At 68.6% G+C, this 24,780-nt stretch carries 21 protein-coding genes; 18 read left to right on the plus strand and 3 right to left on the minus strand.

Annotated features, from left to right (window positions below; translation table 11 throughout):
* The first annotated feature begins 23 nt into the window (after positions 1-23).
* The 10 genes from DIZ26_RS12885 to DIZ26_RS12930 all read left to right on the plus strand — a co-directional run bounded on the left by DIZ26_RS12885 (position 24) and on the right by DIZ26_RS12930 (position 14,222).
* Entirely contained in the window at positions 24-1,787 is a 1,764-nt protein-coding gene (locus DIZ26_RS12885) for a proline--tRNA ligase (RefSeq protein WP_198676060.1), read from the plus strand.
* 185 nt (positions 1,788-1,972) lie between these two features.
* Positions 1,973-2,533, plus strand: a complete 561-nt coding sequence (locus tag DIZ26_RS12890) for a hypothetical protein (protein WP_112240747.1) — start codon at positions 1,973-1,975, stop codon at positions 2,531-2,533.
* 94 nt (positions 2,534-2,627) lie between these two features.
* Positions 2,628-3,404, plus strand: coding sequence for a sulfite exporter TauE/SafE family protein (locus DIZ26_RS12895; protein WP_112240749.1), 777 nt, complete (start codon positions 2,628-2,630; stop codon positions 3,402-3,404).
* Positions 3,405-3,499: 95 nt separating this feature from the next.
* Complete coding sequence (locus DIZ26_RS12900) at positions 3,500-6,562, plus strand: AfsR/SARP family transcriptional regulator (protein ID WP_112240751.1); 3,063 nt, start codon at positions 3,500-3,502, stop codon at positions 6,560-6,562.
* Positions 6,563-6,579: 17 nt separating this feature from the next.
* Positions 6,580-7,338 (plus strand): class I SAM-dependent methyltransferase, encoded by a 759-nt coding sequence (locus DIZ26_RS12905; RefSeq protein WP_112240753.1) that lies wholly within the window; start codon positions 6,580-6,582, stop codon positions 7,336-7,338.
* 101 nt (positions 7,339-7,439) lie between these two features.
* Positions 7,440-8,177, plus strand: a complete 738-nt coding sequence (priA, locus tag DIZ26_RS12910) for a bifunctional 1-(5-phosphoribosyl)-5-((5-phosphoribosylamino)methylideneamino)imidazole-4-carboxamide isomerase/phosphoribosylanthranilate isomerase PriA (RefSeq protein ID WP_112240755.1) — start codon at positions 7,440-7,442, stop codon at positions 8,175-8,177.
* Positions 8,174-10,465: an HAD-IB family hydrolase gene (locus tag DIZ26_RS12915; RefSeq protein ID WP_112240757.1), complete on the plus strand. Its 2,292-nt coding sequence runs from the start codon at positions 8,174-8,176 to the stop codon at positions 10,463-10,465. Before priA ends, DIZ26_RS12915 begins: the two co-directional genes overlap by 4 nt.
* On the plus strand, positions 10,462-11,661 hold the full coding sequence (locus DIZ26_RS12920) for a zinc-dependent alcohol dehydrogenase (protein WP_112240759.1): 1,200 nt from the start codon (positions 10,462-10,464) through the stop codon (positions 11,659-11,661). Before DIZ26_RS12915 ends, DIZ26_RS12920 begins: the two co-directional genes overlap by 4 nt.
* Positions 11,662-11,709: 48 nt before the next feature.
* Positions 11,710-13,290: a lactate racemase domain-containing protein gene (locus DIZ26_RS12925; RefSeq protein WP_112240761.1), complete on the plus strand. Its 1,581-nt coding sequence runs from the start codon at positions 11,710-11,712 to the stop codon at positions 13,288-13,290.
* A complete protein-coding gene (locus DIZ26_RS12930) occupies positions 13,290-14,222 on the plus strand; it encodes a lysophospholipid acyltransferase family protein (protein ID WP_112240763.1) in 933 nt (310 codons plus the stop codon). Before DIZ26_RS12925 ends, DIZ26_RS12930 begins: the two co-directional genes overlap by 1 nt.
* A 39-nt stretch (positions 14,223-14,261) precedes the next feature.
* Here DIZ26_RS12930 and DIZ26_RS12935 read toward each other — a convergent pair whose 3' ends face one another.
* Complete coding sequence (locus DIZ26_RS12935) at positions 14,262-15,806, minus strand: M1 family metallopeptidase (protein WP_198676061.1); 1,545 nt, start codon at positions 15,804-15,806, stop codon at positions 14,262-14,264.
* Between the two features lie 167 nt (positions 15,807-15,973).
* Between DIZ26_RS12935 and hisF the strand changes: the two genes are divergently transcribed.
* The 4 genes from hisF (at position 15,974) to DIZ26_RS12955 (ending at position 19,390) form a co-directional block, all read left to right on the plus strand.
* The gene (gene hisF / locus DIZ26_RS12940; RefSeq protein ID WP_112241144.1) at positions 15,974-16,735 is read left to right on the plus strand and encodes an imidazole glycerol phosphate synthase subunit HisF; all 762 of its coding nucleotides are present in this window, start codon (positions 15,974-15,976) and stop codon (positions 16,733-16,735) included.
* Positions 16,732-17,199 carry a MarR family winged helix-turn-helix transcriptional regulator gene (locus tag DIZ26_RS12945; protein ID WP_112240767.1) on the plus strand — a complete coding sequence of 156 codons (468 nt, stop codon included), beginning with the start codon at positions 16,732-16,734 and terminating at the stop codon, positions 17,197-17,199. The genes hisF and DIZ26_RS12945 overlap by 4 nt, the downstream gene beginning before the upstream one ends.
* A gap of 86 nt (positions 17,200-17,285) precedes the next feature.
* Entirely contained in the window at positions 17,286-17,795 is a 510-nt protein-coding gene (locus tag DIZ26_RS12950) for a MarR family winged helix-turn-helix transcriptional regulator (protein ID WP_112240769.1), read from the plus strand.
* Positions 17,795-19,390, plus strand: coding sequence for an MDR family MFS transporter (locus tag DIZ26_RS12955; protein ID WP_112240771.1), 1,596 nt, complete (start codon positions 17,795-17,797; stop codon positions 19,388-19,390). Before DIZ26_RS12950 ends, DIZ26_RS12955 begins: the two co-directional genes overlap by 1 nt.
* A gap of 3 nt (positions 19,391-19,393) precedes the next feature.
* Here the strand turns inward: DIZ26_RS12955 and DIZ26_RS12960 are convergent, their stop codons facing one another.
* Both DIZ26_RS12960 and DIZ26_RS12965 read right to left on the minus strand, forming a co-directional pair.
* Complete coding sequence (locus DIZ26_RS12960; RefSeq protein ID WP_112240774.1) at positions 19,394-20,656, minus strand: MFS transporter; 1,263 nt, start codon at positions 20,654-20,656, stop codon at positions 19,394-19,396.
* A gap of 58 nt (positions 20,657-20,714) precedes the next feature.
* Entirely contained in the window at positions 20,715-21,302 is a 588-nt protein-coding gene (locus DIZ26_RS12965; RefSeq protein WP_112240776.1) for an ArsR family transcriptional regulator, read from the minus strand.
* Positions 21,303-21,403: 101 nt separating this feature from the next.
* Between DIZ26_RS12965 and DIZ26_RS12970 the strand changes: the two genes are divergently transcribed.
* The 4 genes from DIZ26_RS12970 (at position 21,404) to DIZ26_RS12985 (ending at position 24,767) form a co-directional block, all read left to right on the plus strand.
* The gene (locus tag DIZ26_RS12970; RefSeq protein WP_112240778.1) at positions 21,404-21,832 is read left to right on the plus strand and encodes a MarR family transcriptional regulator; all 429 of its coding nucleotides are present in this window, start codon (positions 21,404-21,406) and stop codon (positions 21,830-21,832) included.
* Positions 21,829-23,595, plus strand: a complete 1,767-nt coding sequence (locus tag DIZ26_RS12975; RefSeq protein ID WP_112240780.1) for an ABC transporter ATP-binding protein — start codon at positions 21,829-21,831, stop codon at positions 23,593-23,595. Before DIZ26_RS12970 ends, DIZ26_RS12975 begins: the two co-directional genes overlap by 4 nt.
* A gap of 67 nt (positions 23,596-23,662) precedes the next feature.
* Complete coding sequence (locus DIZ26_RS12980; protein ID WP_157979695.1) at positions 23,663-24,178, plus strand: SigE family RNA polymerase sigma factor; 516 nt, start codon at positions 23,663-23,665, stop codon at positions 24,176-24,178.
* A complete protein-coding gene (locus tag DIZ26_RS12985; RefSeq protein WP_112240790.1) occupies positions 24,171-24,767 on the plus strand; it encodes a hypothetical protein in 597 nt (198 codons plus the stop codon). The genes DIZ26_RS12980 and DIZ26_RS12985 overlap by 8 nt, the downstream gene beginning before the upstream one ends.
* The last annotated feature ends 13 nt before the right edge of the window (positions 24,768-24,780 follow it).

Here is a 24,780-nt window from a genome sequence, read left to right on the forward strand (position 1 = left end):
TCTGCACCTGCTTGGAGACTCCCGTGATTCTGCGCATGTCGTCGCTGTTCCTCCGCACCCTTCGCGAGGACCCGGCGGACGCGGAGGTCCCGAGCCACCGGCTGCTCGTCCGGGCCGGCTACATCCGCCGGGCCGCGCCCGGGATCTACACCTGGCTGCCGCTCGGCCTGCGCGTGCTGCGCAACGTCGAGAACATCGTCCGCGACGAGATGAACAAGATCGGCGCGCAGGAACTGGTCTTCCCGGCGCTGCTGCCCCGCGAGCCCTACGAGGCGACCGGCCGCTGGACGGAGTACGGGCCGAACCTGTTCCGGCTCAAGGACCGCAAGGGCGCCGACATGCTGCTCGGGCCGACCCACGAGGAGATGTTCACCCTGGTGGTGAAGGACCTCTACTCGTCGTACAAGGACCTCCCGCTGTCGATCTACCAGATCCAGAACAAGTACCGCGACGAGGCCCGCCCGCGTGCGGGTGTGCTGCGCGGGCGCGAGTTCGTGATGAAGGACTCGTACTCGTTCGACATCGATCAGGACGGCCTGCAGGCGTCGTACGAGCTGCATCGCAAGGCCTACATCGCGATCTTCGACCGGCTCGGGTTCGACTACGTGATCGTCAAGGCGATGTCCGGCGCGATGGGCGGGTCGGCGTCGGAGGAGTTCCTGGCGATCGCGGAGAACGGTGAGGACACCTTCGTCCGCTCGCCCGGTGGTTACGCCGCCAACGTCGAGGCCGTCGTCGTGTCGCAGGCCGCGCCGGTCGACGCGTCCGGCGTGCCCGCGGCCGAGGTCGTCGACACCCCGGACACCCCGACCATCGACACCCTGGTGGACGCGCTCAACGCCAAGCACCCCCGCACCGACGGTCGCGAGTGGACCGCCGCGGACACCTTGAAGAACGTGCTGGTGATGCTGGTGAACCCCGACGGCAGCCGCGAGCCGCTGGCGATCGGCGTGCCCGGCGACCGCGCGATCGACGAGAAGCGGCTCGGCGCGCAGGTGGAGCCGGCCGAGGTGGTGGCCTTCGAGGAAGCCGACTTCGCCAAGCACCCCGAGCTCGCCAAGGGCTACATCGGGCCGGGCGTGCTCGGCGCGGAGAACACCTCGAAGATCCGGTACCTGCTCGATCCCCGGATCGCCGAGGGTTCGGCCTGGGTGACCGGTGCGGACAAGACCGGCTTCCACGTCCTCAACCTGGTGTACGGCCGCGACTTCACCGCCGACGGCACGATTCAGGCCGCCGAGGTGCGTGACGGGGACGAGGCGCCGGACGGATCCGGTCCGCTGTCGTCGGCCCGGGGGATCGAGATGGGGCACATCTTCCAGCTCGGCAAGAAGTACGCCGAGGCGCTGGACCTGAAGGTGCTCGACCAGAACGGCAAGCTGGTCACCGTCACGATGGGCTCGTACGGTGTCGGCGTGACTCGCGCGGTGGCCGCGATCGCCGAGGGGAACCACGACGAACTCGGGCTGATCTGGCCGCGTGAGATCGCGCCGGCCGACATCCACCTGGTCGCCACCGGCAAGGACTCCGCTCCGTTCGAGGCCGCGGCCAAGATCGCGGCCGAGCTCGAGGCGCGCGGCCTGACCGTGTTGTACGACGACCGCGAGAAGGTCACCGCCGGCGTGAAGTTCAAGGACGCCGAGCTGCTCGGTGTGCCGACCATCGCGGTCGTCGGCAAGGGCTTGACCGACGGTGTCGTCGAGGTGAAGGACCGCCGCTCCAACACCCGGGTCGACGTCCCCCTCGCCGAGGTCGTCGACCACTTGGTCTCCGCAGTACGAGGCTGACCCTGGCGAGAGGGGCCGCAGGCAACGAGCCTGCGGCCCCTCTCCAGTTTCCTGACCCGGCAGCTACCCGTACAAATCTTTGTACGGCCGGACTGTACGGGTTGTACCTGTCGGGTACTGATCGTTGCTGACAGCATCTTTCGCAGGGCAGTGGTCCCACACTGCTACTGGGGAAAGGATGCGCAATGAGGATCGGATCGAAGAGCCGCGCGGCGGCCATGGTGTTCACCGTCCTGGCGGGAAGCCTGACGGCGTTCGTGGCGAGCTCGGGACCGGCGATGGCGGGGTGCGACGTCTTCAACTACGACGTCGTCGAGCCGCTCGGCAGTACCTGGTACGTGCCGATCGCGACGCGCGCCGGGAAGTACAACGCGAGCAGCAGTACGGCGTCACTGACCTTCACCCTGTCGACCACTTCCACCAAGTCGACGACCTGGTCGGCGTCGGCCGGTGGCAGTGTGGGTTGGGGAATCGCGAAGGTCGAGGCGAAGATCGGCCGCGACGTCACCACGTCGATCGCCCGGGGCACCACGGTGACGGACCCGATGAACGTGCCGGGCAAGCGGTACGGCTACGTGGAGGCCAAGGCGGAGTATCACCGCTACGCCATCTACCAGTACCAGATGACCCCGAAGTGCACCGGCCGGTACATCAAGACCTACGGCTCGCTGGACGCCATCATCACCGCGCCGTTCTTCAGCGAATGCATCACCAGCACCGCCGGCGGCTGTACGCCGAGGCCCTGACCGACCGATCGGTGATGTAAGGGTTGAGCTGGAGCATGGGTTTACCTGAGCATGGGGGCCATGCCCAGTTCCGCCCGATCCGTGTGGTCGTACCGTGCCTGATGTCTCGCTCTGGACCGTCGTCTTCCTGGTGGTCGCGGCCTTCTCGGCCGGCTGGATCGATGCGGTGGTCGGCGGTGGTGGGCTGATCCAGTTGCCCGCGATGCTGCTCGGCCTGCCGAACGCCTCGCCCGCGCAGATCCTGTCCACCAACAAGATCTCGTCGCTGTTCGGTACGACGACGAGCGCGATCACCTACGGCATCAAGGTGAAGCCGGACCGGCGTACCGTGCTGCCGCTGGCGGGACTGGCCGGGCTGGCCGCGGCCGGGGGAGCGCTGGTCGCGACGCGGATCCCGATGGCGTGGTTCAAGCCGATCGTGCTGGTGCTGCTGATCGGGGTGGCGATCTACACCTGGCTGAAACCCGACCTCGGCTCGGCGACCATCCTGCGGTTCGACGGACACAGCCATTACGTCGCGGCCGGTCTGGTCGGCGCCCTGATCGGCTTCTACGACGGCGCGGTCGGGCCGGGCACCGGCTCGTTCCTGATCTTCGCGCTGGTCGGGCTGATGGGATACAACTTCCTCCGCGCCAGCGCCAAGGCGAAGATCGCGAACGTGGCGACCAACCTCGGCGCCATCGTCGTGTTCGCCCTGCACGGCGCGCCGCTGTGGCGACTCGGCCTGATCATGGGCCTGGCCAATCTGCTCGGCGGCCTGCTCGGCGCCCGGACCGCCGTGGCCAAGGGCAGCCGCTTCGTCCGGATCGTCTTCCTGGTCGTCGTGGCCGCCTTGATCCTCCGGCTCGCGTACGACGTCTTCTTCGCCTGACCCGTCTCAGCTCCGCACCGCCCGGACGGTCATCGTTGCGCTCCCGAGTACGGTTGGCCCGCTGTGACGAGTGAGAGGCGGGTGGGGCGACAGATATGGAAGGCCTGCGATTTCGGGTCCTCGGGCCGACCGAGGTGCGTCACGACGGTTCGGTGCTGGCGTTGCCGGCCAAGCGGCTCCGCGCGCTGCTCACCGAACTGCTGATCAACGCCAACCGCGTGGTGCCGCCCGGGCAGCTGATCCAGGCCATCTGGGCCGGTGAGCCACCGGCCGGCCCCGAACGTGCGCTGCACACCGCTCTCTCCCGGCTGCGGGCGGCCCTCGGCCCGGTCGGCGAGCTGATCCGTACAGTGCCCGGCGGCTACCTGATCGAGCTCGAACCGGATCAGCTGGACCTCGCGAAGTTCCGCGCCCTGGTGGACCGGGCCGGAGCAACCGACGATCCGCTGCAACGCGTGGCCCTTCTCGGCGAGGCACTCGACCTGTGGCAGGACGTGCCGCTGACAGGCCTCGGCACGGAGTCGCTCGAAGGCAGGCCGTGGCTGATCGAGGAACGCCTGCAGGCGATCGAGCGACTGATCGACGCGCGCCTGACGATCGGCGACCACTCGGCGGTCGTCGCGGACCTGACCGGACTCACCAGGGAACACCCCCTGCGGGAACGCTTCTGGTCGCAGTTGATGCTCGCCCTGTACCGCGGCGGTCGGCAAGCGGACGCGCTCGCGGCGTACCGGCGGTTGGCGGCCCTGCTTGCCGAGGAGCTCGGAGTCGATCCCGGTACCGAGGTTCGTCAGCTCCACCAGGCGATCCTGACCGGCGAGGTGCCCACCCAGGCGACGAAGCCGATCGAGGAGCCGGTCGACGCCTGGGCGAGGCATGCCCAGTTGCCGATGGACCTGAGCGACTTCGTCGGTCGCTCGGAGGTGATCACCGAGCTCACCGAGCGGTTGTCGGAGGCCTCGGCGATGCCGGTCGTGACCATCTCCGGCGCGCCCGGGGTCGGGAAGTCGGCACTCGCGGTCCACATCGGTCATCGCCTACGGGCCCACTTCCCGGACGGGCAGTGGCATGTCCGGCTGGCCGGTGCGGGCAACTCGCCGAGGGAGCCACTGGAGGTTCTCGGTGAACTGCTCAGCTTGGCCGGCGTCGACCCGTACGAACTGCCGGCCGACCTCGATCGTCGCGCCGCGCTGCTCCGATCCACGCTGGCCGACCGCAGAGTCCTGCTGCTGCTGGACGATGCGCGTGACGCGCGACAGGTGAAGCCGCTGCTGCCGGGGACTGCGGGAAACGCAGTACTGGTGACGAGTCGCAACGAGTTGGCCGGGCTGTCGGTCTCGGTCGGCGCGCGGGGTACGCGGTTGACGATGCTCGATCCGGCCGAGGCGATCGACCTGCTGGCCGGCATGCTCGGTGCCGAACGAGTCGCGGCCGAGCCGTCGGCGGCCGCGGAACTGGCGGAGGTCTGTGATCGACTTCCGCTCGCCCTGCGCATCGCCGCAGGTCTGCTGTCCGGTCGCCCGGACCAGTCGATCGCGGGCTACGTCGAAGAGCTCCGGGCGGGTGATCGGCTGGCAGGGTTGGCGATCGGCGACGAGCCGGACACCGCGGTCGCGGCCGCATTCGCCTTGTCCTATGAGGCTTTGGCGCCTGAGGCAAGACGGCTTTTCGCCTTGCTGGGCGTCGTTCCCGGCGGCGACCTGAGCGTGCCGGGCGCTGCGGCACTGTTCGACGGCTCGCCGCGTGAAGTCGGGCCTCTTCTGGAAATGCTTGCCTCGGTCAACCTTCTCCAGCGCGAGCGCAGCCGCTATCGCATGCACGACCTGATCCGCCTGTACGCCGCCGGCCGCGCGGAGGTCGAGCCCGGCACCGACGCGGCCTGGCAGCGGCTGATCGAGTGGTACCTGCGCACGACCGATGCGGCCACCGAATTCGAGTACAGCCCTCTCGTGCGGCTCACCGAGCGGATCTTCGAGGAGAACCCGTTCACCGACGCGGCCCAGGCGGGCGCCTGGCTCGAGGCCGAAGAGCAGAACCTGGTCGCCTCCATCTCCAAGGCCGCCGACTCCGGCCCGTACGGCGTCGCCTGGCGGTTGGCCGACGTACTGCGGCACTACTTCTCCATCAACGATCGGGTCGGCCCCTGGCGGCAGGCTGCGACGGCCGGACTGCGTGCCGCTCTAGCGGCCGGCGATCGTGACGGTGAAGGTGCGATGCGGCACAGCCTCGGTGGGCTGGCCTTCACCGTCGGCGAGGTGGAGGTCGCGATCACCGAATCGGCCGCTGCCTGTGAGGCGTATGCCGAGGCGGGCTTCGGTCTGGGCGAGGCAGCGCTGCTTTGCAACCTCGGGATGGCCTACGACGACCACGGCGAATCGGTGCAGGCCGCCGAGTTCCTGATGCGGGGGATCCGCGCCTTCCGCTCGCTCGGCCGGATCGGCAGTCTGTGGCCGGCCTTGCACAGCCTGAGCAACGTCTCGCACAACCTCGGTGACCTCGATGCGGCGGTGGCGGCGGCCTCGGAGGCGCTCGAGATCGCTCCGGACGGCTACGCCGGGGTGATCGGCCGGCTCAACCGCGGCGCGGCGTACCGGCTGCTGGGGGAGTCGGATCGCGCGGAGGCCGACATGACCACAGCGCTTTCGATGGAGGAGCGGCCGTCGGCGCCGGGTCAGTACGAGACCGCCTTGCTGTACGCCGATCTGGGCCGGTACGACGAGGCCATGGCGCACGCGGAGGCGGGGTTGGCGATCAGTCATCGCGACGGGCTGGAGTTCCACGAGGCGTCGGCACTCAACGTGCTCGGCGTCATCTACGGCCGTCAGGGTCGGTGGGACGAAGCCGCGCGGCATCACGCCGAGGCGCGCGACATCGCAGTACGGCTCGGTCATCGGGCCCGAGAGGCCGAGGCGCTCCTGGGGCTCGCGTCGGTGGCGCTGGGCCGGAAGGAGTTGGCCGAAGCGTTCGAGCTGGGACAGCAAGCCCGGGAGCTCGCCGCGCAACTACGCCAGCGAATCGTCGAATGCCGAGCCCTCCTGCTCCTCGCCGAGACCAGCCGCCAAGCCGGCCGCCCCGACGACGCGGAACGCTGGGCGACCGAAGCCGCAACCATCCAGGCCGGCACCGGCTACCGCCCACCGATCACCGCCAACCGCTGACGATCTATCGTCTGGGGATGGTGGACTACGACGACCGGCTGCACCGCGTGTACGCCGCTGGGCGGGCGTTGGAGCCGAGCAGCCTGACGGTCTGGATGCAGACGTTCGCCGCAGAGGTGCCGGCCAAGCGACCGCTGACCGTGCTGGACCTAGGCAGCGGGATCGGCCGATTCACACCGGCCCTGGCGGACACCTTCGGCGGCCCTGTGTACGGCGTGGAGCCGTCGGCCCGGATGCGCGAGATCGCCACCACCACCGCGTCGCACCCGAACGTGACCTACCTCGACGGCTCAGCCGAGGCGATCCCACTTCCGGATGCATCGTGCGATGCTGCGTTGATGTTCCTGTCGTTCCACCACTTCCCCGACAAGGCACGCGGCCTGCGAGAGCTCGTGCGAGTCCTCCGGCCCGGCGGCGTGGTGTTGCTCCGGAGCCAGTTCAGCGACCGGATGCCGGAGCTGCACTGGTACCGCTACTTCCCGTCCGCGCGAACGGTCGACGCCGAGATGTACCTCCCGTTCGAGGAAGTCCGGACTCTGGCGGCCGAGGCCGGGCTGGTCCCCGCAGCCGAACCGCAGTGGATCCAGGCGGAGACCCCGGGCACCTTGCGAGCGTCGTACGAACGGGTGAAACACCGCGCCTACTCCACCTTCGAGCATCTCCCCACCGACGAGCTCGAGTCCGGCTTCACCGCCTTCGAAGAGGCCGCAGCGGCCGATCCCGACCGCGAGTTGCCACCCATCCCGGCGGCGCTCCTGGTCCTCCGTCGACCGTAGACCAGTGGCCTGACTGGTATTGCTGCGACAGATCGGATCTCAACGACTCAGCGAGCCATCTGGTTACGAAACCCTCATCAGCCCCATCTAGGGTGTGGGCCATGTCAGAGACTTTGGTGCTGCTCCCTGCCGTCGATGTGGCGGACGGGCAGGCTGTCCGGCTGGTGCAGGGCGAGGCCGGGAGCGAGACCTCGTACGGCGACCCGCTGGCCGCCGCGATGGCCTGGCAGGACGCCGGTGCCGACTGGATCCATCTGGTCGACCTGGACGCCGCCTTCGGCCGCGGCAGCAACCGGGAACTGCTCGCCGAGGTGACCGGCAAGCTCGACGTACAGGTCGAGTTGTCCGGAGGCATCCGCGACGACGAGTCCCTTGAGGCCGCGCTGGCCACCGGCGCCCGGCGGGTCAACATCGGCACCGCCGCCCTGGAGAACCCCGAGTGGTGCGACCGGATCGTGCAGCAGTACGGCGACCGGGTCGCGATCGGGCTCGACGTGCGCGGCCGCACCCTGGCTGCGCGCGGTTGGACCAAGGAGGGCGGCGACCTCTACGAGGTGCTCGAGCGGCTCGAACGGGCCGGCTGCGAGCGGTACGTCGTCACCGACGTGACCAAGGACGGCATGCTCCAGGGGCCCAACCTGGACCTGTACCGCGACCTGTGCGAGCGCACCGAGAAGCCGATCGTCGCCTCCGGTGGCGTCTCCAGCCTGGCCGACCTGGCCGCGCTCAGCACGCTGGTCCCGCAAGGAGTCGAGGGCGTGATCGTCGGCAAGGCCCTGTACGCCGGCGCGTTCACCCTGACCGAGGCGCTCGAACTCACCCGTGGAGGCGACAAGTGAGTCTTGCCGACAAGCTGGCAGGCAAGAAGGTCCTGGTCACCGGCGTCACCGGCTTCGTCGGTGAGGCCCTGCTGCACCGGATGATCGGCGAACTGCCGGACACCACCGTGGTCGCGATCATCCGCCCGAAGGGGTCGCTCACCGGCACCGCGCGGATGGCGCAGATGCTGAAGAAGGACATCTTCAAGCCGTTCTACGGCGAAGGCACCCCGTACGCCGACGCGGATGCGCTCACCGCCGCCCGCGTCGAGGTGGTCGAGGGCGACCTGTCCGACGTACCGGCGTTGCCGCGGGATCTCGACATCGTCGTGCACTGTGCCGGTGACGTCAGCTTCGACCCGCCGATCCACGAGGCGTTCACCACCAACGTGCTCGGCACCAAGAGCCTGCTCGAGCGCATCGTCGAGACCGAGCGTCCGGTGCACTACGTGCACATCTCGACCGCCTACACCGCGGGACGCCGCCGGGGCGCGATCCCGGAGGCGCCGGTCGATCACAACGTCGACTGGCGTACCGAGGCCGAAGCCGGAATGGCCATGAAGGCCCGGATCGAGGAGGCGTCGCGCAGCGCGGCGATGCTGACCAAGTTCCGTAAGGAGTCGGAGAAGCTGCACCGCCGGGCCGGTCACCTGACCGCGGCGGCCGACACCGAGCGCCGCCGGACCGAATGGGTCGCGAAGAAGCTGGTCGAGACCGGGACCGAGCGGGCCCGCAGCCTCGGCTGGACCGACTGCTACACGTTCACCAAGGCACTCGGCGAGCGGGTGGTGGAGGAGTTCGCCGCCAAGCTGCCGACCTCGATCGTCCGGCCGGCGATCATCGAGTCCGCGGTGCAGAGCCCGCACCCGGGCTGGATCGAGGGCTTCAAGATGGCCGAGCCGCTGATCCTGGCCTACGGCCGCGGCGAGCTGCCGGAGTTCCCGGCCAGCCCCGATTCCGTCGTCGAGATCATCCCGGTCGACCACGTGGTCGGCGCGATCTGCGCGGTGATGGCGACCGAGCCCGAGCTGAACAAGCCGGAGTACTACCACGTCAGCTCCGGCGCCCGGAACCCGCTGACCTTCGAGCAGCTGTACGCCGGCGTCCGGGCGTACTTCTCCAAGCACCCCTTCGATCTGGGCGAGCGCGGCGCGGTCCGGCTGCCGGTGTGGAAGTTCCCGGGCGGCGACTCGGTCGAGAGCATGCTGCGGTACGGCGAGAAGGCGCACAAGATCGCCGACCAGATCATCACCCACGTGCCACGCAGCGAGCGCACCCGCAAGTACGCGCGTGAGCTCGACGTGCAGAAGCGGCGACTCGACTTCCTGCGCCGCTACATGGACCTGTACGCCGAGTACGCGCAGGCAGAGCTGCAGTTCATCGACGACAACGTGCTCGCGCTGCACAACGCGCTCGAAGGCGACGACCGGGAGAAGTTCTGGTGCGACACCTCGATCGTCGACTGGCAGCACTACCTCCAAGAGGTGCACTGCCCGAGCGTGACGGATTCGCTGCGCAGGCTGGACGTCGTACGGAAGAAGCGGAACAAGGCGCTGGCCGAGTCCGCCGGTGTGCTGAAGAAGGTCACGCCTTCCGACGACGCCGAGATCATCGCCGCGTTCGACATGGACGGCACGCTGCTGTCCTCGAACGTGATCGAGACCTACCTGTGGATGCGGCTGCCCGAGCTGGACAGCCACCAGCGGGTCGGTGAGATCGGCGCGATGCTGCGCAAGCTGCCGAAGCTGATCTCCGCCGAACGCAAGGACCGCGGCACCTTCCTGCGCACGATCTACCGCCGCTACGAGGGCGCCGACCTGGAAGAGCTGAACCGGATCGTCGACGAGGTGCTGGCCGAGCACGTGCTGGAACGCCTCAGCGGCGCGGCCGTCCGGCGGATTCGCGAGCACAAGGCGGCCGGGCACCGGACGATCCTGATCACCGGCGCGGTCCGGCCGCTGACCAGGCCGCTCGAGCCGCTGTTCGACGAGATCGTCGCCGCCGAACTGGCCGTCGACGACCGCGGCCGCTGCACCGGCTTCCTCACCGGCCCGCCACTGGTCGGTGAGTCCCGAGCCGCCTGGATCAAGCACCGCGCCCGCGGGACGAACATCGACCTGTCGAAGTCCTACGCGTACGCCGACAGCCACTCGGATCTGCCGATGCTGACCACGGTCGGCAACCCGGTCGCGGTCTCGCCGGACGTCTCGCTGTTCCGGGCCGCCCGGGCCGCGCGCTGGCAGATCGTCGACTGGAAGACGCCCGCCACCTCATCGCGTCTGGAGATTCCCGGGGTGAACGCCCGATGATGCTCGCACTGGAGATGTACCGGTCGCCTGCCAAGTTCCTGGCGGCGAAGGCGATGGGGAGCCGCATCCCCTCGCTGCTGACCGGCCCGGCGGCCCCGCTCCGCCTCGTCACGATCAACGAGCCGAAGGCCGACAAGGAGGGCTGGGCGCGGATCCGGCCGATCCTGTCCGGCATCTGCGGCTCCGACCTCGGCATGGTCACCGGCCACACCAAGCTGTACTTCTCCGCGCTGGTGTCGCTGCCGTTCGTCCCCGGCCACGAGATCGTCGGTGAGTTGCTCGACGACTGCGAGGACCTGCCGAAGGGCACCCGGGTCGTGATGGATTCGGTGCTCACCTGCGCGGCTCGCGGCGTCGAGCCCTGTGACGGCTGCGCCTCCGGCCACACCAACCTGTGCGACCGGATCACGGTCGGCCACCTCGCGCCCGGCCTGCAGACCGGCTTCTGCTCCGACACCGGGGGCGGATGGGGCAACGTGATGGTCGCCCACCGAAGCCAGCTGTACGCCGTACCGGACGGTCTTTCGGACGAGCGAGCCGTTCTGACCGAGCCGCTCGCGGGCGCTGTGCACACGGCGATGCGGGCCAAGATCGAGCCGGGACAGTCGGTCCTGGTCAGCGGTGCCGGCGCGGTCGGGCTGTTCGCGACGCTGGCCTTGCGTGAGCTGACCCAGGCAGGCCGGATCACCGTCGTCGCCAAGCACGCCAGGCAGCGCGAGCTGGCCCGGGCGTTCGGCGCCAGCGACGTGGTCGCGCCCGACGAGGTCTTCCGCGGCGTCCGCCGGGCCACCGGCGCGTTCCGGCTCAAGCCGGAGATGAGCGCCAAGGAGTTCCTGCTCGGCGGGGTCGATGTCGCCGTCGACGCCGTCGGCAGCAAGGAATCGATCGACACCGTGCTGCGGGTGACCAAGGCCGGTGGCCGGGTCGTGCTCGCGGGCATGCCGTCCACCGGTGCCGACCTGTCGCCGGTGTGGTTCCGCGAGCTGGAGCTGACCGGCACGTACGCGTCCTCGCGGGGAGAGCCGAACGACCGGCCCGCCTTCGAGACCGCGCTGGAGATCGCCGCGAAGGCCCCGCTGGACGGGATCGTCGGGGCACGTTATCCGCTGTACCGGTGGCGTGAGGCGCTGGACCACGCGCAGTCCGCCGGCCGGTTGGGAACCGTCAAGGTCGCATTCGATGTGAGGGCCTCATGAGGGCGCCGCTTGATGGGCCGCTGAACGTACGACGAGAGAGGTTCTGACATGTCTCGGCCAGGGTTTGTGCTTGAGGTGGACGACCGGACGCCGCCGCTGCTCGTGCACAACGGTGAAGGCTTCAAACTGGAGCGCTTCCCGCTGGGCACCCGGGTGATCTACCCGCCGGAGTCGCTGCCGGCGGTGCGCGACGTCGAAGAGGCGATCCAGAACGCGCTGCTGAACCCGCTCGAGTCCGAGCCGCTGCCGGAGCTGCTGTACGCCGGGATGCGGCTGACGATCGCGTTCGACGACATCTCGATCCCGCTGCCACCGATGCAGAAGCCGGACATCCGGCAGCGCATCATCGAGGCGGTGCTGACGATGGCCGCCGACGCCGGTGTCGACGACGTCGAGCTGATCTCGGCGAACGCGCTGCACCGCCGGCTCACCCCGAACGAGCTGCGCGACATCGTCGGCGAGCGGGTGTTCCGGTCGTTCTACCCCGACGGCAAGCTGTACAACTTCGACGCCGAGGACCGCGACAACCTGAGCCACCTGGGGCAGACCCGGCACGGCGAGGACGTCGAGATCTCCAAGCGGGCGGCCGAGTCCGACCTGCTCGTCTACGTGAACGTGAACCTGGTGGCGATGGACGGCGGCCACAAGTCGACGTCGATCGGCCTGGCGTCGTACAAGTCGCTGAAGCACCACCACAACAGCCACACGATGATCCACTCGCGGTCCTTCATGGACCACAAGGCCTCCAAGATGCACGAGTCGGCCTGGCGGATGGGCGAGGTACTGACCCAGCACGTCAAGGTGTTCCAGATCGAGACCTCGCTGAACAACGACATCTTCGGCGGCCCGCTGCAGTTCCTGCAGAAGCGCGAGTGGGAGTGGTCGATCAAGGACCAGGCCTCGTTCCTGGCCACCAAGCGCGCGCTGGACATCGCGCCGGCGAAGTTGCGGCACAAGATCTTCACCGAGACCAAGTCGCACTACGGCCTGACGGGTATCAACGCCGGCAAGATCGAGCCGGTGCACGACAAGACCCTGGAGATGGTGCACCGCCAGCACCTGGTCGAGGTGCAGGGGCAGTCCGACGTCGCGATCATGGGCGTGCCGTTCGTCGGCCCGTACAACGTGAACTCGGTGATGAACCCGATCCTGGCCGCCTGTATGGGACTCGGCTACTACTTCAACTCCTACCGGGGCAACCCGGTCGTCCGCAAGGACGGCGCGGTGATCCTGTACCACCCGGTGGACTACGAGTTCAGCCAGTTGCACCACCCGTCGTACGTGGACTTCTTCGAGGAGGTGCTGTCGGAGTCGACCGACCCGGCCACCATCGAGGCGAAGTTCGAGAAGCAGTACGCCGAGGACCCGTGGTACATCCACCTGTACCGCACCTCGAACGCGTACCACGGCGTGCACCCGTTCTACATGTGGTACTGGATCAGCCACGCGCTGGACCACTGCGGCGACATCGTCTGGGTCGGCGCGAACCGCAAGACGGTCGAGCGGATGGGCTTCCGGTCCGCCTCGACGCTGCAGGACGCGCTGGAGATGGTGAGCCACTCGGTCGGCCGGTCGCCGTCGATCACCTACCTGCACAACCCGCCGCACCTGCTCGCGGACGTTCGCTGATGGGCGCGAACCTGGTGAAGTTCGGCCGCGACACCGCCCGGGACGTCCGGGTGGTGGCGCGCGGCTGGCGCTGGGGCCGGCGGCCGCAGGTCCCGCGCTCGGCCGAGCCGTACGTGATCCCCAAGGAGACCTCGGTCTTCCCGACCCGCTGGGCCCGTACGCCGGCCGCGATCGCGGTCCGTGAGGTGCTCCTGAAGGGTGGCCTCAACGCGGTCATGCGGTTCGAGGTCAACCCGGAGGTGAGCGGGCTCGACTCGCTGACCAAGCTGCACGGCCCGGCCGTCATCGTGGCGAACCACTCGTCGCACCTGGACACCCCGCTGGTGCTCTGCACGCTGCCGGACGCGATGCGCCGCAAGACCGCGGTCGCCGCTGCTGCCGACTACTTCTTCGACACGTGGTGGCGGGCGACCGCCTCGGCGATCATGTTCAACACGTTCCCGATCGAGCGTCGTGGCGGCAAGCTCAGCCAGACCCCGGGCGACCTGCTCGAGGACGGCTGGAACGTCGTCGTCTTCCCCGAGGGCACCCGCTCGCCCGACGGGTGGATGGAACGCTTCCGGATGGGCGCGGCCTACATCGCCGTCGAGCACGGCGTACCGGTGATCCCGGTCGGCATCAAGGGCTCCTTCGCCGCGATGCCACGCGGCCGCGGCTGGCCCGTGCCCGGCCGGCCGACGGTCGCAGTACGGTACGGCGACCCGCTGTACCCGGCTGAGGGGGAGAGTCCCCGCGACTTCGCGCCACGGATCTCCGCCGCCGTCTCGGCCCTGCTCGACGAAGAGGCCACGACCTGGTGGGAGGCCCGTCGCCGGGTCGCCTCGGGCACCTCGCCGTCACAGTCCGGCCCGGACGCCGCCCGCTGGCGCCGCGTCTGGGAGTCCACCACCCCGGTCAAACCTGCGTCGTCCAAACCTCGCGCCTGGAAGTAACCGCCGGAGCCCCCTTCATCTGAAGGGGGCTCCTTGCGGTCAGTCGCCGCGGCGGTCCGACTGGAGGTCGGTGGCGGCCAGGGTCTTGGTGGTGGGAGGAACGACGGTCCAGTCCGGGTGGTTGGGCATGGGCGGCGTCTTCTCGCCGTACAGCCAGTCCTGCAAGAACGGCCTGACCGACGGATCACCGGACACAGTGGTCGCCAGGTCGATGTAGCCCTCGGTGGAGATGTTGCCGTTGCGGTGGTCGGCAAGCACGGCATGCTCGATCCGGGCGAACGTCTCGGCCCCTACCTTCTCTCTCAGCGCGTACAGCACGAGGACACCGCCGGTGTAGCGCTGGTTGTCGAAGAGGTTCTTGGCGTTCGGCTTCGCGACCGGACCGGAGGACGCCCGCCAGAGGTCACCTTGGCTGTAGGTGTATTTCATCTTGTCGACCATCGTCTTGTAGCCGCGGTTGTCCGGCCAGCCGCGCTCGTACCGGTAGTTCAGTGCGTAGTAGTCGGCGTGGCCCTCGTTGATCCACAGATCGCTCCAGGACGCGGGAGTGACGCTGTTGCCGAACCAGTTGTGCACCAGCTCGTGCATCATGTGCGAGCCGATCTTGTCCTCGGTCTGAGCGAGGTAGTTCGGCTTGTAGAGCGTCAACGTCTGCGTCTCGAGCCCGGTGAAGTCGAACGCGTCCGGCGCGTCGCTGTTGGCCGGGAGGATGCCGTACGCCTCGAGCGGGAACGTCCCGAGGTATTGCTTCACCCACTGGAGCTGCGCGCTGGTCAGCTTGAGCGCAGGGTCCACCTTCGCCAGCCGGGCCGTCGGTACCACGTCCCGCAGACGGGCGCCGTCGACAGTGCCGCGGTCCACGATCGTGTAGTCGCCGACGGAGGCCTGCACCAACTCGGTCGCCATCGGATTCACGGTCGCGTACGTCGACGTCGTACTGCCGTCCGCGTTCCCCTGGTCACCGATGTGGTTGCCTGAGGCAACTCCGATCGTCCCCTTCGGCGCGGTCACCCGGATCACGTACTGCGCCTTGTCGGACGGGTGGTCGTTGCTCGGGAAGATCGTGTGCGCACCGCCCGGCTGCGGAGCGGTCGCGAACCCGTCCGGCGTCGCCACCCAACCACCCGCCGGAGGCTTGATCTTCAACGGATCCGCCTGGTAGGTGATGTCGACGACGAACCCGCGCCCCGACGGGATCGCCCACTCGGGTGTGATGACGAGCTCTTCGCCGTCCTGGACCGCGCTCTCGGTGCTGCCGTCGACCCGGACCTCACCGATCTGCAGCCCGGCGGAGTCGAGGTCGAACCGGGAGAGGTTCTTGGTCGCGACCGCGAAGATCCTCACATGCCCGTCGACCAGCTTGGTGGTCGCGTCGTACTTCAGGTCCAGCTCGTAGCGGTCCACCTGGTAACCCCCGTTGCCGAGGCCGGGATAGACCTCGTCACCGAGCCCGGGCGCACCAGGCGTCCCGTTGATCCCACCGGTGGACTCGGCCGCATCGGCGGCCTGTCCGATGAACAGAGAAGTGGTCAGCACCGCAAGGGCAACAGACCCCACGGCCATCCGGCCGAGTCGTCTCGACATAACGCATTACTCCTGGAAGGCAGAAGACAGGATCCCCTCATGCTGACCGTGCGAGGGCTCACTCCCGACGGCAAACCACCCATTTCCACAATCCTGCAAACGTCCGTACTACGGATGCCGGGACCGGTCTGCGCCGGATGGGTGTGGTTGCTCGGTACCCTTTGGGCGTGAGTCTTGCTGTGCGAGTCATTCCCTGTCTGGACGTCGACGCCGGACGGGTGGTCAAGGGCGTCAACTTCGCCGATCTGCGCGATGCCGGTGACCCGGTCGAGCTGGCCAAGCTGTACGACGCCGAGGGGGCCGACGAGCTGACCTTCCTCGACATCACCGCCTCGTCCGGCTCCCGCGAGACGACGTACGAGGTGGTCGGACGGACCGCCGAACAGGTGTTCATCCCGCTCACGGTCGGCGGCGGGGTCCGGGAAGCCGCGGACGTCGACCGGCTGTTGCGGGCCGGCGCGGACAAGGTCGGCATCAACACCGGCGCGATCGCGCGGCCGGCCGTGATCTCCGAGATCGCGCACCGGTTCGGCAACCAGGTGCTCGTGCTGTCCCTCGACGTACGGCGTGCCGCTGATCAGCCGAGTGGCTTCGAGGTGACCACCCACGGCGGCCGTAAGTCGGCCGGCCTGGACGCGATCGAGTGGGCCCGCAAGGCCTGGGAACTCGGCGCGGGGGAGATCCTGCTCAACTCGATGGATGCCGACGGCACCAAACAGGGCTTCGACCTCGAACTGATCCGCGCCGTCCGCGCCGTCGTCGACATCCCCCTGATCGCCAGCGGGGGAGCGGGCCGGCCCGAACACTTCCCACCCGCGGTCGAAGCCGGCGCGGACGCCGTACTGGCCGCCAGCGTCTTCCACTTCGGCGACCTCCGGATCGCCGACGTCAAGAAGGCGTTGCGCGACGCCGGCATCGTGGTCCGGTGAGCGACGTCGTGGCCGAACGCCCCACCGAACTACTGGCTGCTGTCGAGCACGAACTCTCGACCCTGTTCCGCCGCGCCCGCTCCTCCCAGATGCTGCTGGCGCGCCGCGTCCACCCCGAGATGGACGCGGCCGGCTACGCCCTGATCTCCCAGATCGAACTCGGTACGGCGAGCGGCGGCCCTGGTGTCCGCGCCTCCGACGTCGCCCAGGCCCTCGGCCTCGACAAGTCCACCGTCTCCCGCGGTCTCACCCAACTCGAAACCCTCGGCCTGATCGAGCGAATCGAAGACCCCGACGACGGCCGCGCCCGCCTGCTGCGCCTGACCAGCACCGGCGCCGCCGGCTTCAACGCCATGCGAATCCAGCGCCAGACCGAATTCCGCGCCATCCTCGCCCGCTGGGACACCCCCGACCTCGCGACCCTGGCCAACCTTCTCGCCCGCTTGAATTCCGATCTCAGCTAGCTCCCCGCCGCCACGTTCTGTGATCAGCGGCGTGCACTCGGCGCATATGGTTGCAGAAATCAACTATATGTGTATATAGTTGGGTTATGCAACTAGCCCAGCAGACCTCTGTCCCGGAGGTGGAGCGGGACACGCCGGCCCAGGAAGTTCTCGAAGGGGTCAGTTCGCTGATCCGGGCCGTGCGATGTATCGAGCACCGGCACCTGTGGCCCGACTCCGGGTTGCGGCGGGCGGATGCGAGCGTGCTGAAGGTGCTGGCCAAGGGTGGCGAGCAGCGCACTGGTGAGATCGCGACGAAGCTCGGTGTCGACGCCTCGGTGGTCAGCCGGCAGCTCACCGCGCTGGAGAGCGACGGCCTGGTGAGCCGTCGGCCGGATCCAGCGGATGCGCGGGTCTCGCTGGTCGCGCTCAGCGACGCGGGCCAGCGACGGCTGGAGGCCTTGTACGCGAACTACACCAAACATCTTCGCGCCGCGCTGGCGGACTGGGATGACGAGCGGATGGCTGACGCCGCGGAGGCTCTGCGTCGCGTCGCCGGTGCCGTCACCGAGGCCGCCGAGTCCGTACGGCGTGTCAACACATCGACTGGAGACTGATGACTGTCACCGAGAACCGGTACCAAGCGCCTGCTGCCGCGCCGGAGCTCACCCACCGCGAGATCCTCGAGATCCTGATCGGCCTGCTGGCCGCGCTGTTCACGGCGATGCTCAGCTCGACGATCGTCAGCAATGCCCTGCCGACGATCATCGCCGACCTCGAGGGATCACAGACGCAGTACACGTGGGTGTTGACGGCGAGTCTGCTGGCGACCACGGTGTCGACGCCGATCTGGGGCAAGCTGTCCGACCTGATGAGCAAGAAGCTGCTGGTGCAGCTCGCGATCATCCTGTTCGTGATCGGCTCGGCGCTGGCCGGGATGGCGCACAACGTGCCGTTCCTGATCGGCGCCCGCGTACTGCAAGGACTCGCAATGGGCGGCCTGATGGCGTTGGCCCAGGCGATCATCGGCGCGGCGATCCCGCCCCGCGACCGCGGCCGGTACTCCGGCTACATGGGTGCCGTCATGGCAGTAGCGACCGTCAGTGGACCGCTGATCGGTGGTGTCATCGTCGACACCTCGTGGCTCGGCTGGCGCTGGTGCTTCTACGTCTGCGTCCCGCTCGCCGTGATCAGCCTCGTGATGCTGCAGAAGTACCTCCACCTCCCGCTGCTCAAGCGGCGCGTGAAGATGGACTACCTCGGCGCGATCCTGATCAGCGCCGCAGCGAGCCTGCCGCTGATCTGGGTGACCTTCGCCGGCCAGGACTTCGACTGGGTCTCGTGGCAGTCGGCGGTGTTCGTCGGCGGCACCCTGTTGTTCGGCCTGCTCGCCGTACTCGTGGAGACCAAGGCGGCAGAGCCGCTGGTCCCGTTGAAGGTTGTGCGGCAGCGGACCACCGCCCTGGCGATCGTGGCCAGCCTGGCGGTCGGCGTCGCGATGTTCGGCAGCGCGCTGTTCCTCGGCCAGTACTTCCAGATCGCCCGCGGTTACAGTCCGACCGAGGCCGGTCTGCTGACGATCCCCATGATGCTCGGCTCGTTCATCGGTTCGGTCGGCTCCGGCCAGTTGATCACCCGGTTCGGGAAGTGGAAGCGGTACCTGATCGCCGGCGGCATCCTGCTCGTCATCGGCCTCGCGATCCTGGGCACGATCGACCACACCAGCCCGTACTGGTACGTCGGCCTCGGCATGCTCTCGATGGGCATCGGTATGGGGATGATGATGCAGAACCTCGTCCTCGCCGTACAGAACACCGTCGACGTGACGGAGATCGGCGCGTCGAGCGCGACCGTTTCGTTCTTCCGGAGTCTCGGCGGAGCCGTCGGTGTCTCGGTCCTCGGCGCGGTGCTCGCGGCGCGGGTCAAGGACTTGCTGATCCAGGGCCTACTGGCCGGACCGGGCGGCCCCGAAGCGGTGCGCAAGCTGCAGGAAGGCGGCGGCGGGACGAGCCTGCTCGACGTCGGTCACCTGCCTCCGCAGCTCGCCGAGCTGGTCCGTCACTCGTACGGCGACGCGACCGGCCGGATCTTCCTCATCGCTGCTGCCTGCGGACTCGTCAGCTTGCTCGCGGTCCTGTTCATCAAGGAGGTTCCGCTCCGCCGTACGGTCGCCAAGCTGGAGCCCACCCTCGAGGACGTCCTCGACGACTGAGTACTACGTACGCAAGGCAGGCGGTTCGAGCCCCTCCAGCGACCTCGTCCGGATGATGGGGGAGCGAAGCAGCCACAGGACTGCGAGCAAGCCGCCTGCCGAGGAGATCAGCAGGGTCTCCCGTACGCCGAGCCACGTGCCGAGGAAGCCACCCACGATCGCGCCGAGCGGGCGGACTCCGTAGTTGATGCTGCTGTAGGCGCCGGAGACCCGGCTGCGCATCTGTTCATGCGTCACCGAGGCCTGCAAGGAGTTCTGCGGGATGTCGTAGCACATCACCGCGAACATCCCGACGAAGTCGGCGGCACCCAAGGCGGTGGCCCGGATCCACAGCGGTCCCGAGGCGAGCGCGGCGATCGCGATCGAGGCGGGGAAGACGAAGGCGCCGATGGCGATCAGCGGACCGACGCCGATCAGCCGGGTCAGCGGAGTCGCCGCGAGCGCGCCGAGCAGACCACCGGAGGCACCGATTCCGAAGGCGAGACCGATCGTCCCGGCGGACAGGCCCAGGGTCCGGCTGGCGAACAGGACGATCAACGCAGCACCGATCAGATTGAAGAAGTTGATCGTCGTCGAGCAGGCGAGGGTGTAGCGCAGGTACGGGTGGCGGAACAGGTAGCGCATGCCCGCCCGCGCCCTACCGAGTAAGGATTCCCCGGCGCCGTCGGCCGGTCCTGGTTCGGTGGAGAGGCGGCTCACCTGGATAGCCGAGAAGACGAACGACAACGCATCGGCGAGGATCGCGACCGGCGCGGTCAGCCACTGCACCAGCAGTCCGCCGAGCGCAGGACCACCCATGAACGAGATCGAGCGCGTCGATGAAAGCTTGCTGTTCGCCTCCAGGAAATGGTCCCGCGACACCAGGCGGACGAAGAACGACGAGTACGCCGTATTGAACACGACGTGCGCGATGCCGGCGAGGATCGCAACCGCGTAGAGCTGTCCTAGCGTCAACAGGTCCAGCCAGTACGCCGCCGGCAGCGACGACAGGAGGACCGTACGACTCAGGTCGGCGGCGATCATCAACGGCCGCTTGTCCCGTCGCTGATCGACCCAGGCGCCGATGAACAACGACGCGAGATTGGGCAGCCAGACCGCCGCGGTCAGGAAGCCGACCTGGCTGGGGGAGGCGTTCAGCAAGGTGACGGCGATCAACGGCAGTGCGAGCTCGCTGATCCGGTCGCCGAACTCCGAGACGCCCTGAGCGGACCAGAAGGTCCGGAACTGACGATCACGCCACAGGCTGGTCGCAGGCAGAGTCCTCACGGCGGATCCTTACTCGAGCGGCAGGAAAGGGCAGCAGGCGGCGGGGGCGACGCGGAGATCAGCTTGTTGCTTCGGGCAAGGACATCCGGATCATCCGGATCCGGCGGGCGTCCGCCGGTGCGCCTTCGGACCCGCGCCGGACGTAAGGAGCGAGGAGATTCTCGATCGCTTCGTCGAGTGCCTCGGCTTCCTCGAGAGTGACCTGCAGCAGCGTGTTCGCAGACCAGGCCTGCCGGCTCAGCTCAGGATCCAGGTCGGGCTCCACGTCCGACAGCCATTGCTGGACATAGTCGACGGCCTGGCTCATCATCTCGGCGCGGAGCAGGCGACCGGCCTCGGCGCCCTCCGGCGTTGACGGCATCTCGAAGCGGAAGCCTCGGGCGACCGCCTTCCACCATCGCCGGCGCTTGTCGGCGGCGCCGTCCGGTGGCGGCCCGTCCGTGACGAGGCCGAAGGTCGCCAGGTGCCGCAGGTGCCAGCTGGTCACCGACGGGGAGGCGCCGACGTGCTCGGACAGCTGGGTTGCGGTGGCTGGGCCGTTCTTCTGCAGATAGCTGAGCGCGGCCAGCCGGACCGGATGCGCCAGCGCCCGCATCGCCTGCGGATCGGTGACCTCGAAATCGCCGTACGGATTCCTGAGAGACATGTTTCGAGAGTAATCTCTCAGATCGGCTGCCGCATCACTACTACGCAACTACGTAATAAAAATCCATCTCAGAGGCGCAGAAGGTCGGTTATGGTTAGCAGATGCGTAGTAATGACGAAGCGGCCAGGAGGATCCTCACCGGGGTCAGTCTGCTGGCGAGTCGGGCGAGGGCGGAGCGGACCGGCGCAATCACGCTCGTTCAGACGGCCGTGCTGCGGCATCTGTCCAGATCCGGTCCGTTGACGCCGAGCGAGCTCGCCGACCGGCTCAAGAGTCAGCCGCAGTCGCTGTCGAGGGTGTTCGCCGCGCTGGAGGACCAGGGCTGGATCCGCCGCCGTCCAGCACCCGACGACGGCCGCCAGTCCCTGCTCGAGATCCTCCCGGCCGGCCTCGACGTACTCGCCGCCGAGCTCCGGCCGCGGGAGCGCTGGCTGGCCGGGGCGCTGCAGCAGCTGACGGAAACGGAGCGCGACTTCCTCGTCGTCGCGGCCGGCCTGCTCGAACGACTGGCAGAGGACGACGACCTGTGACGGCGACGATCAGCACCGACATCACCATCGACAAAGCCCCCGTACGCCGGGTGGCACGCCTCTTCCGTCCGTACCGCTGGTCGATCGCCGTCCTGCTCCTCATCTCGGTCGCCCAGGGTGCCGCCGGGGTCGCGTCGCCGTTCATGGTCCGCGAGATCGTCGACCGCGCGCTCCCGCAGCGCAGTGCGACCCTGGTCGTCCTGTACGCCGGCGGCATGATCGTCGCGGCCGCGCTCGCCGCCGTCCTCGGTGTCGCCTCGACGCGGCTCTCGAACGTGATCGGCCAGGGCGTGATGCACGATCTCCGCGTCGGCGTGTACGACCACCTGCAGCGGATGTCGCTCGGCTTCTTCACCCGCACCCGGGCCGGCGAACTTCAGTCGAGGATCGCCAACGACATCGGCGGGGTGGACAACGTCGTGATCAACACCGCCAGCTCGGTCGTCCAGAACGGGATCGCCGCGCTCACCGTGGCGGTCGCCGCACTGTTCATGAACTGGAAGCTCGCGGCCGTCTGCCTGATCGTCGTACCGCTGTTCCTCGCCTTCTCGTTCCGGCTCGGGCGGCAGCAGCGCCAGATCGCTCGCGGCCGTCAGCAGCAGCTCGCCGGGATCACCGCGCTGGTCGAGGAATCCCTTTCGGTGGCAGGGGTTCTGCTCGCCAAGACACTCGGCCGTCAGCGCGAACTGTCCAGCCGGTTCGCGACCGAGTCACGCGCTTTGTCCCGGATCGAACTCGACGCGGCGATGAACGGCAAGTGGGTGAATTCGAGCCGGCGGGCCAGCCTGACGATGATCCCCGCGATCGTCTATCTCGTCTCCGGACTCACCCTCGCGCACGGCTCCGCGCAGTTCTCGATCGGGACCGTCGTCGCCTTCACCACGATGCTGAACCGGCTGGTCGCGCCCGCAACGGCCCTGCAGGGGATCGGAACCGCCGCCTCCACCTCGATGGCTCTGTTCGGCCGGATCTTCGACGTCCTGGATCTGCCCGTCGACGTCGAAGAGAAGGCCGACGCCCGGGAGCTGCCGCACCCGCGCGGCGAAGTACGGGTAGCAGATGCCTCCTTCCGGTACTCCGACGAGGCGCCGTGGACGCTGGCGGGGGTCGACTTCGTCGTCGAGCCCGGGACGACGACCGCGCTGGTCGGCGAGACCGGCTCGGGCAAGACGACGCTGGCCTATCTGCTCGCCCGGCTGTACGACCCGCAGCGCGGCAAGGTGATGATCGACGGAGTGGACCTGCGCGACCTGAAGTTCGCTGCGATCTCGGACGCCGTCGGCCTGGTGTCGCAGGAGACCTACCTGTTCCACGAGTCGGTCCGGGAGAATCTCCGCTTCGCGGCACCGGAGGCGACCGATGCCGAGGTGATCGCGGCGGCAAGGGCAGCCCGGATCCACGACCTGATCGCCGGACTGCCCGAGGGGTACGACACGGTCGTCGGCGCCCGCGGCTACCGGTTCTCCGGCGGTGAGCGGCAGCGGCTCGCGATCGCCCGGATGCTGCTGCGGAACCCGCCGATCCTGATCCTCGACGAGGCCACCAGCGCGCTCGACAACGAGACCGAACGGGCGGTCCAGGCCGCGATCGACGAACTGGCCAAGGGCCGGACGACGGTCGCCATCGCGCACCGGCTGTCCACCGTCCGCAATGCCGACCAGATCCTCGTCCTCGACCACGGCCGGATCGTCGAACGCGGCACGCACGAGGAACTGCTCGCCCGCTCCGGCCGGTACGCCCAGCTGCACGGCGCACTCACCTGAACCCTTGTGCCGGAAATTGGTGTGAAAAAGGATGGAACCGGACAGGGGAGCAGCGCGTGTTAGGGGTGTGAGGCACATCGACGGCGATCCGGCGGCGGAAGTGGCGGCGCTGTATGCGCGCACCTGGCCGCGGCTGATCGGCGTACTGGTGTCCATCGGGGGATCGCGGGCCGATGCCGAAGAGGTCGCGCAGGATGCGTACGTGAAGCTCCTGGGCCGGTGGGACCGGATCCGCCGCTATGACGACCCGGAGGCGTGGGTGCGAGCGGTCGCGGTACGGACCCTGGTGAGCAGGCTGCGGCGTCAGCAGGTGGCGGCCCGTGCGGCCGCGAAGTTGCTGGGAAGGACCAGCGAGGTCCGTGAGCCGGACGGCGACGCGCTGGACGTATCCGCCGCGCTGGCCAGGATCACCCCCGCCCAACGAGCTGTGGTGGTGCTGCATCACGTGATGGATCTACCGATCGAACAGGTCGCCGACGAGCTCGGGCTGCCGCCCGGGACGGTGAAGTCCCGGTTGGCCCGGGCCAGGCAGGCGCTGGCCCCACTACTCGCCGTACAGGAGGAGGTGCCGCATCATGCCTGAGCTGGACGAGCTACTGACCGAGTACGTCGACGAGCGGACTCCCGAACACGCGCCTTCGTTCGCGCAGGTGGAGCGCGCTGTCGTCCGGCAGCGGCGTCGCCGGAGCCTGGCAGCGGTGGCGGCGGTCGCGCTGGTCGCCGGCGGAGTTGCCGTGGCAACGCTCGACCAGCCGCGCGCCGAGGAAGACCCCGCGACCCCGCCGGTGAGTGCGCCCGTCCTCGGTGCGCTCGACGACGGACCGCCGCCGGCGCGGTACAAGTTCGGTACGACGGTGATGGTGCTGGCCGGGGAGATCCCGATCGTCAGCGTCGTCGCCGACCCGGACAGCACCGACAGCGTGGTCGTCGAGGTCGCCCGCGACACCGAGGCGACCTGCATCCCGCACACGATGGTGCGGATCCTCTCGCAGGACACCAAGACGGTCCGGATCGCTGCCTACCGGTACTCGGTGGCGCCGGATCAACCCGACGGCCAGCAGTGTCCGAAACCTGGTGGAAAGGACGTGCGGATCCCGCTGGATCTGCGCTGGCAACTCGGGAACAGGAAGGTGCTGGCCGGCGCGACTGGGAACCGGTCGGTCCTGAACTGACGACCTCGCCGGG

The sequence above is a fragment of the Kribbella monticola genome (assembly GCF_003261635.1).
GTDB classification, from domain to species: domain Bacteria; phylum Actinomycetota; class Actinomycetes; order Propionibacteriales; family Kribbellaceae; genus Kribbella; species Kribbella monticola.